Annotated in this window: 8 protein-coding genes; 2 read left to right on the top strand and 6 right to left on the bottom strand. The window is 37.8% G+C overall.

Annotated elements, in window-relative coordinates; all coding sequences use genetic code 11:
* Nucleotides 1-27: 27 nt before the first annotated feature.
* The 5 genes from JF73_RS09275 to JF73_RS00165 all read right to left on the bottom strand — a co-directional run bounded on the left by JF73_RS09275 (nucleotide 28) and on the right by JF73_RS00165 (nucleotide 8,373).
* Nucleotides 28-1,551: an SGNH/GDSL hydrolase family protein gene (locus tag JF73_RS09275; RefSeq protein ID WP_052727742.1), complete on the bottom strand. Its 1,524-nt coding sequence runs from the start codon at nucleotides 1,549-1,551 to the stop codon at nucleotides 28-30.
* Nucleotides 1,552-1,559: 8 nt separating this feature from the next.
* Nucleotides 1,560-3,110 carry an MFS transporter gene (locus JF73_RS00180; RefSeq protein WP_046326495.1) on the bottom strand — a complete coding sequence of 517 codons (1,551 nt, stop codon included), beginning with the start codon at nucleotides 3,108-3,110 and terminating at the stop codon, nucleotides 1,560-1,562.
* A 27-nt stretch (nucleotides 3,111-3,137) separates the two neighbouring features.
* Entirely contained in the window at nucleotides 3,138-4,826 is a 1,689-nt protein-coding gene (locus JF73_RS00175) for a polysaccharide lyase family protein (RefSeq protein WP_046326494.1), read from the bottom strand.
* Between the two features lie 119 nt (nucleotides 4,827-4,945).
* Nucleotides 4,946-5,863 carry an ROK family protein gene (locus tag JF73_RS00170; protein WP_046326493.1) on the bottom strand — a complete coding sequence of 306 codons (918 nt, stop codon included), beginning with the start codon at nucleotides 5,861-5,863 and terminating at the stop codon, nucleotides 4,946-4,948.
* 26 nt (nucleotides 5,864-5,889) lie between these two features.
* The gene (locus JF73_RS00165; protein WP_046326492.1) at nucleotides 5,890-8,373 is read right to left on the bottom strand and encodes a hypothetical protein; all 2,484 of its coding nucleotides are present in this window, start codon (nucleotides 8,371-8,373) and stop codon (nucleotides 5,890-5,892) included.
* A gap of 376 nt (nucleotides 8,374-8,749) precedes the next feature.
* On the opposite strand from JF73_RS00165, the gene JF73_RS00160 reads away from it, so the two are divergent.
* Both JF73_RS00160 and lacZ read left to right on the top strand, forming a co-directional pair.
* Nucleotides 8,750-10,300, top strand: coding sequence for an MFS transporter (locus tag JF73_RS00160; protein WP_038520491.1), 1,551 nt, complete (start codon nucleotides 8,750-8,752; stop codon nucleotides 10,298-10,300).
* Between the two features lie 76 nt (nucleotides 10,301-10,376).
* Nucleotides 10,377-13,409 (top strand): beta-galactosidase, LacZ type, encoded by a 3,033-nt coding sequence (gene lacZ, locus JF73_RS00155; RefSeq protein ID WP_046326491.1) that lies wholly within the window; start codon nucleotides 10,377-10,379, stop codon nucleotides 13,407-13,409.
* 90 nt (nucleotides 13,410-13,499) lie between these two features.
* Here lacZ and JF73_RS00150 read toward each other — a convergent pair whose 3' ends face one another.
* Nucleotides 13,500-15,071 carry an ATP-binding cassette domain-containing protein gene (locus JF73_RS00150; RefSeq protein ID WP_038520485.1) on the bottom strand — a complete coding sequence of 524 codons (1,572 nt, stop codon included), beginning with the start codon at nucleotides 15,069-15,071 and terminating at the stop codon, nucleotides 13,500-13,502.
* Between the last annotated feature and the right edge of the window lie 152 nt (nucleotides 15,072-15,223).

Below are 15,223 nucleotides of genomic sequence, written 5' to 3'. Positions count from 1 at the left end.
AATTAATCAATAACTTTTTTAACCTTTCTAGACTTCAATTATTAACTCTTTTGCCAATGGTTGGTTGCCATGGTAGGGAATTATTGCCAGTTGCTTTTGTCTGTTATCTTTGACGTAAATACTAGTTTTAAACGTAGTAGCAAGATAATGCCTTTCTTGGCCGCATTCTTTTATGACATAAAATTCTGCACCCTTAACTTCTGGCCAGGATAAATGAATCATACCAATGCGCTGGTCAATAATTGGTCTTAAATCTTGCTTAAACTCTTTTAACTCAAAGTATTCTGCACCGATAATACTGCTTAAATGCTGAGCAATAATTTTAGCCAAGGCGAAAGCACCAAAAGAACAAAAATGAGTTATATCATGCTTATCTTCACTAAGGTTGGGATAATCTGCTTTACTTGTTTGTAAATAAAGCATGTGTGCTGCATCCCAGCCTAAATAATTCAATAACGCGGTTGACTCTTTGCCCAAATCAATCAGCGGAATATTTTTTTGGTGACTAACTTGCAACATAACTTTGCGGTAATTATCAAAGCAGATACTAAAACGCTTTGTTTGGTTATTATATTTAAATTGCGCTGGCGGGGAGACTAAAATTGGAATTGCTTTTCTTGCCAATGCACTATCTATGTATTGCTCCAAATATTCAGCGAATTTTTTCGGCGCAACATAGCGGTTAGGACGATACGACGTGGCATCGTTATCACCGAATTGAATTAGTAAATAATTCCCCGGGGCAATATCTTTTAAAATTGCCTCAAGTCTTGCCTCTAAGATAAATGACTTGGAGGACCTTGCTCCCATTGAGCGATTATCGACAAAAGCATTTTCCCATTCATAAATTGTCGCTTGCGGATAAAAAGATGACGGCTTTATTTTTACCGTCTTTCCCTTTAATTGGTGATACAGTTCTGCTCCCCAGCCTGATTGCGGATATTCTGTTAAAGAATACGTTTGCGCAGTAGAGTCAGAGGCAATATAAATACCTATTTTGGTGCTTGTTGGCTTTAACGCCTGTTGCTCTAGCTTTAAGTAATTCAAATAAACTGTTGCTGGATGCGCTTTTTGCGCATTATCAGGGCGATTATGAGTAATCAAGGATAAATCAAAAGTGGTCTGTGACAATGCAATTTCCAACTTCACCCTTACCAGCCCTGCAGCTGGAACTAATATGGTTTTTTCGTTAATTTTATTGATAACAATATCTACTTTCTGATCAACTTCTTCGTAATTTGCCACAGTTAAGAAAAGCTGATAGTTGGCATTAGCAACTTTAAGCACCAAATGTACTGTTTCAGCGTAAGTGTAATGCGGGCAGGTTTTGACATCATCGTTTAGCGCTGCGCCAATTTCATCCCACGATTTATTGGTCATTTTCAAGCCCTCTAAATCAGTCTTTACGGGATAATTATTAGTAATTTGAATAGATCTGGGATAATAAACCTGCTCGTGCCATCCTGCAGCGGGTTTAGGGTATTCACAACAATAATATTCCGGAATAGCAGTAAAACTTTTCTTCTCAAAATCAAGTACAATGTCTTTCATTTTCACCACTACTTTTTAATACTTCGCGTAATGTCCATAACTTTGTTATTTCCCCAACATCTTTCATACGGCATTCCGGTTAGATTCTCGACAACCGCCTTAGTATTAGGAGTGACGTCCTTTTTGGCGCCGCCATTTCTAAGCCGTTTAATCTCCTGCAGAATAATCTTATGATTTTCCACATTCAATTTACATATATAAGAAAAGGCTATGCCCAAAAGCAGCAGAACAATCGGGACAATGCAATATAAAATAAGCAGTGCATTGACCGTGGTTGGCGCTTGTACTTTGGTACCGGCCTTAAAGCCGGTCATTTGTAAAATAATGCCGATAATTAAGGTAAAAAGTGAATCAAGAATAGTATCAATGGTAGTGTTCACACCGGCATATTCTCCTTCTCGCCTTTTGGCAGTGACAATTTCATCTACATCGGGCAAAAAAGTAAAGATATATTGCGAAGAATTGACCACACCAGTAATCCCAAAATTTAACGCTACCATGGCAATAATCCACCACATATTTAAATGTGCCGGTTTTAAAACGGCCAACATGAAAATACCAATAAAGACAACGATTGCGCCCCAGGCACCCACACGGTATGAAAACATACCATTTGTTTTGGCCTGCAGCCACATGAAGAACACGAGAAAGATAATGCCAAAAAAGTAGCCTACACTCGTAGAAACAGCAACTTCTGTGGGGCTTAACAGTAAGACAAAGATAATGAAGTACGTATTAATGTCTCCCCGAATAGTCCGAAACAGTTCCTCACACTGCCACATTAACAAATACGTCCAATAAGATTTTATTCTGATAGCACTAATAAAATTCCAAAAAATATTAACCAGACGTTTCCACAAACTAATCTTATTTTGTTCAAGCACTGTCGACTCATCAACCGGTCTTTCATAAACCGAATTGTAAAAAAGAATGAGCATCAATGTACCTACAATATCGTAGACTACAGCGGCAATTACAAAACTATTAACGTTATTTTGACCACAAATCTTGAATATCCAAGCAATAAATAAAGAAGCAAATATTCCGGAAGTGGCAGCTCCAGCCTGATTAAAACCTACTAGCTGTGCCCGTTGATCAGAGTCTTCCGACATTTCTGATGTCAAAGTTAACTGCGAAGTTGACAGCATCGGGGTAATAAGAAAATATAGCAAAAAGAAAATAAAATATAATGGTTGCGACATCCCTGGAATCCACATAAAAATATAGGTCAAAGACTTTAACGGAATTCCTATTAAAAACATTGATTTTCTACGCCCATGTTTGCGCCCAAACTTTGTCTGATACAAACGGTCAGAGATATAGCCATAAATTGGGGTTAAGACAGCGCCAATGATCTTAGCAGACGTAAACATTAAAGTAACAACCACAATCGGAATTTTAAGAAAAGTCGTGTAGTAATACATCAACCATGTAGTCACCAGTGTGATCATTACATTAGACAATTGAAAAGCCGAAAAACCAATTTTGCGCCATAAAGGAATTTTGACTCCTTCACCACCTGTAGAAAGGTACTGGGTGTTTTTCTTTTCTTTACTCATAATTTGCCTCCTCATACCGAAAAAGCACTAATCAATTATTGATTTAACTAAACTTATAGTGTCATACATTAAGTACCCATCAGTCGTAATACTAATAACATTATTATTTAAAACGGCGGCGGCAGGTAATTTTATCTGCCATAGATGATAACCGCCGCTTTTCATGGCTGAACGGTAAGCGGCACGATCATTCGGGAAAACTTTAGTTGCAATTGTAGTACCATTTAAAGCGATTTTTACCGTGCAGCCATTATCATTTGTCATATCTTTTTGAGATGTCCCGGCAAAAGATAACTGCAATTCATAGTCCCGACCATCGAATTGCAGGGATTTTTTACTAAAGTGAATTTGCCATCGACCACGATCATTTTGCAAATAGTACCATTCTGCATCTTTTTCAATGTCGTAATCCCAGTTTGCAGGAACCAAATCAAGCCAGCTATAATTTCGCAGCTGCTCACTGAATTTCATCCCGGCTGTAGTATGAGTACACAGACCAATTTGCCAAATAGTTGTTGTTGTCCGCTTAATCTTTAACAAGCCCAGATTTAAATTGTGATCAGTAACTATTACCTCTTTTAAAAGATGTGTTGCCAAATCATCTGCATAATTTTCATAGACATATAGGAAATATTTGCCGGGTCTGATGTGAGCGATATTAAACTCACCCGCAGCATTCGTATCCGTATAGTACATAAAACCAGCCTTTTGCTGATTAAGCGGCACCTGATCCGCCCTGGTATCTGTCAGAATGACCGTACAGTTTTGATGACGATATTCTGAATAGATTTTGCCCTGTACCTGATAAAGAGTTTGGGCATAATCAGGGTCTTTAACCCAATCATAAGGCCAAGCCGTTTTTTCATGATCCGCTCTTTTTTTAGCATCGGCTAAGTCACCATTATTTAAATAAATGCACCAGGGGCCAAAAATTTTATTAAAATCTGGCTGGACTTCAAACACGCCCTTGCCGAAGTGCTCACTGACCATATAATTGAGAACTATCGCATCATAATGGACCAACAAATCTTGATTAAGGGGACCGCAACCATAAGCACTTTTATCTGGTAAAATTAGCCAAAAACCTAATTTTTGACCAAATTGGCCCCACAAATCTGTCTTACCCAAATAGCCGGCATAATCATATTTTGAATAAATCATGCTGCTGTCATAAAGCGAGCCATCCGGCATGAGGTAAGTTTCATCTTGCAATTTTTGCCCCTGCATCATGTGCGCAGAAGTTGGTTGCAAGCCAGTTCGTTCGCCGTTATAACTCACAGGAACTAAAGAGCGATTTAAGCGGTAAACCGTGCGTAATTCATTAATATTAAAATTGCGGTGCACGTTATTCCATGCTTTGACATAAGAATAGATTGCGGGATCGTTATTATTAATAATAATATGATATTCAATACCTAATTCGTTTGTATCATCAATATATGCAATATGTATTCGTGCGGCAGATTTCTCAATAATTTTTAGGGCCGACGGCTGCAAGTTAACAGTTTTTCCAGCCTGATGATAGTCACAATAAAAGCTATGCCTTTTATCGGGATCACCCGGCTCGCCCGCAAGATTGGTAAGCAACTCCAACCCCTGATAACGTAGATGCTTTACTTTGCCTTGCTCATCAAAAGATACTTGTAATTGACCATTATCAATTAAAGCTGCGCGTGAATTTTTGCCACTAATTTTTAACCGTAGATTCGCTTTCATTTTTAATTCACCTTTTTAAAAAAGACCAGATAAAGCACAGGCTCTACCTCGTCTTTAAAAGCAAATGATCAGCATAACCCAGACCTATAGGCGCAGCTGCTATAACCAAAATGTGAATACTATTTATTTACTTTTTGTAAAACCAATTTTGCCATGCCTAGAATCCCTGCATCATTGCCTAAACTTGCTAATTTAATAGTAATGTGATTTTGAGCGCTAAAATAAAGATACTTATCCACAGCCCGTTCAACTCTTGCTCTTAAAAATTCACCAGCAGCAGCTACGCCGCCACCAATAATAATTTCTTCCAGATTAAGAACGTTCGCGACATTTGCTAAAGCCAAGCCTAAATAATCGCAAGCTTGATCCACCACGTTCAAGGCCAAAGGAGAGTTTTGCTTTGCCTGGTCAAAAATTTCTTTTGCTGTGATTGAGACTTCATCTTGTCCGCTCTCTTTTTGATAAAGACGTACTATTCCAGTGGCTGATGATACCGTTTCAAGGCAGCCGCGATTACCACAAGTACATTTAAACCCCTTTGGGTCAACGATAACATGTCCTAGTTCACCAGCAGCACCAGCAAACCCGTGAACCAACTGATCATTTAATACAATTCCAGCTCCTACGCCAGTCCCTAACGTAACGTACATGAGGTTGTCTTTACTGGTGCTATCTTGCCACTTCTCGCCAATAGTTGCAGCATTGGCATCATTTTCTATTACAAGCGGTATATCCAAGCCTTTTTGCAGCAGTGCTAGGATATCCGTATCTTTATTCCAACCTAAATTGTTGCAGTCATAGACAGCTAAAGTATCGGGTCTTACCGATCCCGGAATACCCAGACCAACACCTAAAAGGTGCTCTGCACTACTTACTCGCCGTTTTATTTCCTGAACAATTTCTGCCATAACGGTTTCTGGTGCAGTTTTTGCAGGAGTAGCAATAGACCATTGCCTTTTTATGTGACCGGTTCTAGTAACCAAGCCAAACTTAATCGTTGTTCCTCCAAAATCAATGCCAATTACAACATCTTCCATATTTATCGCCGCTACTTACTAAAATTTTAATTTGTTAAACCACCAATTTTTAAATAGCTGGCAGTATTAGTCGGCACTTCTTCATTATCAACAGTTAATTTTTCTGGTCTTACTTTGAAGTGTCGCCCGTCAGCTACTACTACTCTTTTTACATCGTCTACCTTAAAACGTTGAAGTAAATCAGCGCTGGAGGGTAGTTTATCGTTTACTGTAAAACAAGTAATAAAAACAAAGTGGTTCGTGCCGTTACTAATAAATTCACGGTCCGTTTCGGGACCAAACTTAGTTTTTACGATCGGATTTGAAAAGTGAATAAAGCAAGCAGCATTGCCTTTACGAAAGGCTAACCAATTTTCACCAGCTAATTCTTCATCAAACTCCCAAAATGGATAATAGATATGAATAAAAGGTAAGTCATCCCTAGTTAAATTATAAGTCATAAACATGTAATTTTTATACTGATTGATTTGAGGTTCTCTATTATTACCTGCCCAGTAACTTGGTTTATGATCACCGCTGTACTTACGCTCACCAGGGTTTGTAATCCAGACGTTTGTAATCATGTCTTTCAAAGCAATATTCATATTGTGCTGCTGCACTCCGTGCTGACCAACTTGGTAGTTAATCACGCTAGCCATTGCGTATGCGGGAGTTTTATAGATATATGAATGAGCCTGATTAATCCCTTGAAGATACTCAAATTTATATGGTTTAGTCGGAATAAAGTACTTTTTGAGGTTACTTTGTGGTACGTAATCCGAGAGTGAAAACGGGGCAGCATCTCTTAAGGCATCATTAAAACAGCCGATATTAAACGCGACTTTAGCTAAACTGGCAATTTCACTGAGAGAGATGTTTTTTAAATTGTGTTCATAAACGCGACCATAAGTTGAGGCATAATTTTTACCAAATGAGTTGATCGCAATGATTTGGAAACAAAAATCTAGTCCTTTTTGCGCTATATTTCTGATACTTTCATCCGGTGCCGCATTGTATAAACTGAACAGTCCAATCAAATCAATTGGCATGTAAGTTAACGAATTCCATTCAGCCAGACCATACTTGAAAAACTCATCAAACCAGTCTTCAATTTGCTTTTTACCCAGTTCATATTGTTCTTTACCTTTATGACCACTGACTGTGAATTGTTCACTCGGATACAGATAACCAGCAAAATAACGTGCAATATGGAATAAGAATGCGTGATTTTCACTGAAATACCACATGACGTCATTGCCCGGCTCATCTATCCAGTATCTGAACTTTAGTGCTGTTTCCTTAAGCGTCTGCTTAATTTCTGGGGGCATCTTGTCCGGATACTTAATCATAAAGCTTAACAAAGGCGCCAAAATAAAGTCGGAACAATCCCCATGATTATTGACTAAATTAAGTGCACTTTCTAATTCAAAAGGCAGCTTATGCCCTTTTTCATAAGTAAGTGGCTTATTCAGATACATCTTTGCCATAGCAACATTAATATCATCAAGGTTTTGCCTAGCATAATATTCTAAAGCTTGTCTTTTACGTTCTGCCAGCGTTTTACTAGTAATCACATTTTCATAGTTTTTAGTATTATAAACTGTTAACGTAATAATTCTGGTAACCCACGAACCATCGGGCAACTTAACTCCAAATTCAACATTGGTTAAAGAAGCAAATTGAAAATCATACGTGTTGCCCATTACATATTCATGTGCACCTGGCGTAATTGTTACTTTGCGCTCATCCTGCTTGAATTCAGTAATATTGCCGCTTTGCATATCACTATACGGATCTTCAGCAGGTGGATTAAACCTAATTCTTAGAGCAGTATCTACTGGTGAATCTACAAAAAACTTTATGTCACCTTGAGCGTAATAATCCTTCAAGAAATGAATAGATGCCAGTAAATGTTGTGCATGTTCAAGAGCAGCAGCATCTTTAACTGGAATATGACCATGGAGCTTCTTCGTGCCTAAATTGACCAGAGAAAAGATAAAGTCGGCGTCTCTTTCAGCTAAATCATCAAAATAAACGATTATTTCATTAGTACCCTTTGCTAAAGACAATTCACAGTTCTTAGCCTTAGTTGTATTCCGCGTATAATTTTTATAAGTTACTTCCAACTTATCATTAACCCATATTTTCATGCCGCCAGGTGTTGACATTTGGAATGGAACTTTAGCATCTTCATCCATATCAATATAGGTTTTAGCCCAACATCTTAAGATTGTCGGTACCGGAACTTCAGTCGATAAGGTAATAAAGTCATCCTCAAAGCCAGAATACACTTTAGTATATTTGATATTCTTAGCTAAATCTTGTTGATCAATTACTTTATGAGTTAAAAAATAAGCTCTACCCGGATACTCATTATCAATACCTTTCATTTCATACTCATAAGGGCTAGGCCGAAGCCCACTGCGAAATTTTCGTGGCGGAACTGTAGTTTGGCGCTCATAGGTAATTGGTGAAAGTAGAAAATTAGTTAAAGATTCATTTTGTGAAACCGTAAATTTCTTAGAATCCATTTAAATATTTCTCCTAACCTTTTTATTTTTTGTGACCGCTTCCATGTTTTTAATTTAGCATAGTAATTTTAGCAAAACAACTTTATTCACAGATAGTAAAACTAGACCGCTTTTAAAAAATAGTTATTTTATGGCTAAATTATTAAGCTTTTTTGTTATATTTAGGTCTAGACCATTTTCGCAAAAATGTTTTAAATAAAATATATAAAACCAGTTTAAGTATACTAAATTGCTATCCACAGCCAGCTTATTTTACAAAAAACTTTTTAAAAACTTCTGGTTTTTTGAACAAAATATGTTTACAATTTTCAGTGGAACCGCTTCCTAATAGTTTAATAGATTCGATTTATAATAGATTTAGGGGTAAGAATGTAAAATGAATAAACTTTCAAAACGAATTTATACTAAGCGGAAAGTCACTCTTTGGACTGCTATCTGTTATGGTTTAACTGATTTCAGTAGTGGTGGGGCGCAAGCCGTTCAGTCAGCGTGGATGCTCTACTTCTTCACATCATTCTGCAATTTATCTGCTACACAAGGTGCTTCAATTATTGCTATTGGTAGTTGGGTAACTGCAGTTTTTGGTTTGGTTGCTGGTGGTATTACCGACAACTTTTATCACACTAAACTAGGAAAAATATTTGGCAGACGCCATTTCTTTTTAATCTTTGGTTCACCATTAATTCTTTCCTACATTTGCCTGTGGTTCGGCGGTTTGAACTACTGGTACTACTTCTTTGTTTATCTAGCATTTTTGCTGATCCAACAAATGATTACTGTACCTTATTCAACTCTGCCAAACGAAATGACTACCGACTTTAATGAACGTACGTTACTTTCTACTACCAGGTTGGTCTTTGCCGCATTTTCAAACTTCTTTGCCAACTTCATTCCCGCACAACTCTTTAAGGTGTTTGGGCAACACAGCGCTATGGCGTTGACTCTTAACGCTGTCTTCTTTGGTGTAGTCTACTTGCTCGGCCTCTGGCTGACAGCATTTAATACTTGGGAAATGCCTGTTGACCAAGTCGAAAATGTGGCTGACAAGGAAGCTGAAGAAAACAAACAAAAAAAGCATCAAAAAGTTCACGGTTCTTTCTGGAAGATATTGGGAAGACAACTATTGGATTATCTTCGTGTATTCCGGGTTAAATCATATACTCAGCAAATTTTGATTTACCTGCTGTCATTCACCGGCTTTGATGTTATGAGCATGGTCTGGACATATTATGTTATTTTCTGTCTGCACGGCAGCGCCTCAACTGCCGGTTACATCATGTCATTTGCCGGTTTCGGTTTTATTGGTACTTTAATTGGTGGCTGGGCTGTTGTTAAATTCGGTCCTAGAAAAATTTATGGCGTAACTTTAACAATTGACTTGGCTACATTTATCATTCTTTATGCTCTAGGCAAACTGCAACCCAAGAACACATTCGTATTATTATTTATCATTATGATGCTCTTCATAATTTCCAGAGCCATTGACTGGTTCCTCCCTTGGAACATGTACCCATTTATGCCAGACCTAGGCGAACTGCTCACTGGCGAAAACAAGGCCGGTACTTTCCAAGCAGTCGTTAGTTTTGTCCGTGGTTTAACTTCAGGACTATCCGGTATATTTGTTGGTATGTATCTTGATAACAACGGCTTTGCCAAAAATGCAGCAACTCAGCCAATTGCTACTCAAAATGCAATTTTAAATGTCATTTTGTTTGGCTCTGGTATATTGATTTTCTTAGCATTACTCATCTCATTTGGTTACAAGCTAAACAAGAAGAGCCATACCATAATAATCAACGAAATTGCCAGACTTCGTGCCGGCGGTTCTAAAGCTGATGCTACTGATGAAGTAAAGCGCACCACTAAAGACATTATTGGTGTTGATTACGATAAAGTTTGGCCAGAAGCTAAAAATTCAAATAACTAAATTTTAATGATTTAAGAGATCGGAAAAACTTTTTCCGTCTCTTATTTTTTATAAAAATAGAGAAAGTGTTAACAAAATGACGGCAAAAATTAAAAACCCTACTTTAGATTGGCTCAGCGATCCGCAAGTTTTTCAAATTAATCGCCTGCCAGCACACGCGGATTTTGCCTTTTATCAAAATCAAGCAGAATTTCAGAGTAAAAAAACCAGTTTAAAGCAAAGTTTAAATGGCACTTGGAAAGTGCATGTTGCTCAAAATCTATCTACTGCACCATTAAATTTTTACAAGAATGATTTTAATGATAGTGGCTTTTCATACGTTAAAGTCCCTGGACAATTAGAATTACAAGGATTTAATCATCCTAAATATGTTAATACGCAATATCCGTGGGATGGACATGAGCAGCTGGTGCCTCCCGCTATTCCGCAAAAATTCAATCCGGTCGCAAGCTATGTAAAGAGATTTGAACTCAAGGACAATCTGAAAAATAAAAAAGTTTTTCTCTCTTTTCAAGGTGTCCAAACAGCTTTCTATGTCTGGTTGAACGGTCATTTTGTGGGCTATAGTGAGGATTCATTTACTCCCAGTGAGTTTGATATTAGTGATTATTTACTATCTGGTACCAATCGCTTGGCAGTGGCAGTATTCAAATATTCCAGTGCCAGCTGGCTAGAAGACCAAGATATGATTAGATTGTCTGGGATATTCCGTGACGTCTACCTTTACGCCGTACCCGCTACCTATATCAAGGACCTGCATTATCAGCCTGTTCTTAACGCCGACTTTTCAGAAGGCAAGGTTAGTGTTACTGCTAAAGTTGAAAATAAAAATGAACAAACCAAGTTTCGCTTTGAATTATTCGCTCCAGACAAGCATAAAGTGCTTGAGCAGACTTTATCTGATAAAGAACTAGCCCAAGCAGTATTTAAGGTGGCTCACCCTAAGTTATGGAGTGCAGAAGAACCTAACTTATACAACGCTGTTCTTAGCATTTTTAATCAGGAAAATCTTGTTGAAATCACGTCTACTCAAATTGGTTTTAGAAGATTTGAAAAAAAGAACGGCATTATGTTGTTAAACGGAAAAAGGATTGTCTTTAAGGGCATTGACCGCCACGAGTTTAACTACCGCTTTGGTCACAGCGTCACTAAAGAAGATATGATATTCGACGTTAAGTTTATGAAGCAGCATAACATTAATGCCGTCAGGACTTCCCACTATCCTAACCATCCTTTCTGGTATAAGCTTTGCGACCAATATGGTATCTATATGATTGATGAAGTTAACTTAGAAACCCATGGCTGCTGGTTACAAATTGATGCTTTAGGAAAATCTTGGAATATTCCCGGCGATCATCCTGAATGGCTCCCAGCAATTATTGATCGGGACAATTCTATGTTTCAGCGGGATAAAAATCATCCGGCAATCCTAATTTGGTCTTTGGGAAACGAATCATACACAGGTAAAGATTTAGTCGCAAGTGCCAACTGGTTTCATCAGCATGACCAATCAAGATTAGTTCACTATGAAGGCTTCTTTAGGGGCGGCGCAAACCAGAAGTATTCTGACATGGATACCCACATGTACTGGAAACCCCAAGATATTATTAATCAATTGGAGAAACACACTGACCGGCCCTTTATTCAATGCGAATACATGCATTCAATGGGTAACTCGACTGGTGGTATGAAATTAGATACAGAACTTGCAGACAAGTACCCCAACTACCAAGGGGCGTTTATCTGGGACTTTATTGACCAAGGTCTTTTAACAACCGATCCGCGCGGGCAGAAATGTATTTCGTACGGCGGTGATTGGACGGATCGACCAAGCGACTATGAATTTTGTGGCGATGGCATTCTGCTGGCTGATCGGACCCCTTCTCCTAAAGCGGCTGAGGTTAAGCAAGACTATTCCAATATCAAAATTAGAATTGATCAGGACGGTTTTACTATTAAAAACAAAAATTTGTTTATTGATACTGCCAATTTAATTTTTACTGCCAAAGTACTAAAAGACGGCAAGCTTTTAAAAGAACAAGACTTTAACCTAGTTGTCGAACCGGGAAAGAGTTTGCAGCAGTCTTTGCCGTGGTCAACTGGTACCCAACCCGGAGAATATGTTGCAGAAGTTGCGGCTAAACTTAAAAATGATACTTTGTGGGCACCAAAAAATTATGAAATCTGCTTTGCCCAAAAGTTAATTAAGTCTATTAACAAACCAGCAGCTCAAAAAAGCAAACTTAATTTGGTTAACGGCAGTACCAACATTGGTGTCAGCGGAGAACACTTTAGCTTACAACTATCAAAGGCCAAAGGCGGCTTGAGTTCCTATAAATATGACGGACAAGAATACATTTCCGAAATTCCCAAGTCCAGTTATTGGCGCGCATTAACCAATAATGACGATGGCTACAATGGTGGCTTTGAACTTGGTATGTGGTCTATTGCCGGCAAATATCAAAAATTAATTGATAGTGACATTGCACAAACTGAGACAACAGTTACGATGAGCTTTAAATATCAATTGGCTCTGCCCGAAAAAGTGTTTAATACCATCACTTATACGGTAACTCAAGACGGGGCGGTAACAGTTACTCTTTCTTATCCGGGACACAAAAATTTGCCTAATATTCCTGCTATCGGAGTGGATTTCAAGTTACCGTTACAATTTAACCATTACGAATTTTACGGTTTGGGACCAGATGAAAATTATAGTGATCGTAATAATGGTGTTAAACTTGGAATTTTTAAAGGTAATGCTCAAGATAATTTCACCCCGTATCTAGTACCGCAGGAAGCGGGAAATCATGGTGCAACACGCTGGCTCAAAGTGTACGACGACAGTGGCCGCGGATTAAAATTTACTGCACTCAATAAACCATTTGAACAAAGCGTTCTGCCTTACAGTGAATATGAAATTCAAAATGCATATCATCATTATGAGTTGCCTCAACCATACTGCACGAGGGTCAGAATTCTGGCTAAACAAATGGGTGTTGGCGGGGATGACTCCTGGGGCGCACCGGTTCACGCACAATACCAAATTAAGGCTGATAGCCCAATCACACTAACTTTTAAGTTCCAAGGTTTCAGTGACAGCCAATAAATATTTGAACTTAATAATTTTGGTTTTACATAAAAAAACAAAAACTTATTTTCTATCGTAAGAAAATAAGTTTTTTTATGATGTCATATCTTAAATATAATCATTAAAGTCGATTACAGTATCGTACCGCTTTAATTCTGCCGGTTCATAGTGGTGAATAACCTCAATGAAAGTGAAGTCTGAAGCAAACAAGTAATCATGAATTGCTTGAGAAGTTGCCTTATCTAATGAGGCATTGACTTCGTCTAGTAATAAAATTGGTCGTTTGGCTAAGATAGCCCTTGCCAGTTCAATTCGGGCTAATTGCCCACCCGATAATTGATCAGCATTATCACCTAATTGATAGTCAAAACCTTTTTCTTTAACCAGCTGTCCCAGTTCTAAATGTTCACACACGTCTGTAACTTTTTCTCGCGGGATGTCCGCACCTAACGTAAGGTTAAACCATAATGAGTCGGCAAAGATAACCGCACTTTGGCTTGAATATGCAAACAGGTTGGTAAAAGTGCCTGGTTGTACTGCTTTTTGATTAAGCAACTCTTCTTGTGCTTGGCCGTAATCACCATACATTAAATATTGAAGCATGGTGGATTTACCAGAGCCGGACGGTCCAATGACCGCAACTTTTTGTCCTTTTGCAACTGCAAAATTAATTTGACTAGCTAATTCTTTACCCTGACGCTTTAAAGTCAGATTTTTCACTTCTAATTGCTTAAAGTCACCAGTAGCAACACCGTTTTGCAGTTTTTGCTCACCTTTAGCAATAAACTGCTTGATCTTGTTAACAATACCCTTAGTGGTAGATAAATTGTTTCGTTCATTTAAAATTTGCAGAATAGGGTTAACAAAAGAGTTAGAAAGCTGGGTGATGGCAAATAATGCTCCCAATGTTATTTGACCATTGACTACCAATAATGTCCCAAAAGCAAATGGTAGTAAAAAGGCACTGGCAATCGCGATAATATTAAGGTAGGTATTAGTATTATTATTCAGCACATTCATTTTGGCCAGTTTTTCTTCCAGGCGTTCAACGGCACTCTTATTTTGCTTAACAGCATTGTCTTGCTCGCCGTATAAATTAAAAGTACTGGTGCCAGCTAAAATGTTTTTGGTTTGGCTGACATACTTGTCGTTAGCCTTAGTCCAATCACTTGAAGCCTTTTGAATTGGTTTTTGGAAAAAGTTAGAGACGATAGTAGGGATTGCTGAGCCCACGAAATAAATCAAGGTAACAAACCAGTTTAGATATAAAGCATAACCTAGCGCCAAAATAACGGTATAAGCATAGATCAGCATTTCAATTTCAGCTTCATAACGATTAGTTTCTAATAACTTAAAGTCGTTAGTTAAAAAACCTAAATTAGCACTATCTTCTTCTTTATTTTGCAGCATCCCTTTCAATACTTTAGTTCTCAACTTAGTGTTAATCTGCTTAACTGCATCGGTTTTTAAGTAATTAAATAGTAAGCCTGAAATTAAGATTATAGTCAGCGCTACTATGATCTGCGTTACTAAAGAAGGTAAGACTGAAAATTGTCTCTTAGTTGCCATATTGATCAAATTGCTAAGCATATAAGCAGCAAAGATATTTAAAGTACTGTATATCAAACCGAAAACATTGAGCCAAAAGAATTTTAAATGTGAATAGTTATGGTAAATCATTATTTTTCTCCCTCAGTTTTGTTAATAATTTTTTCATTCATAAAGATGATAAATTAATTAAACTTGAGAAAGGCTTTGATTACAATACTATTTAACTAAGAGGTCACTATCAGGAAAGCAAGTGGAAAAAATATTGTACTAAAATACAATGC

This window comes from Lactobacillus helsingborgensis, from assembly GCF_000970855.1.
GTDB classification, from domain to species: domain Bacteria; phylum Bacillota; class Bacilli; order Lactobacillales; family Lactobacillaceae; genus Lactobacillus; species Lactobacillus helsingborgensis.
The sequence above is the reverse complement of the archived record's forward strand: the minus strand, read 5'-3'. Positions and strand labels throughout refer to the sequence as shown.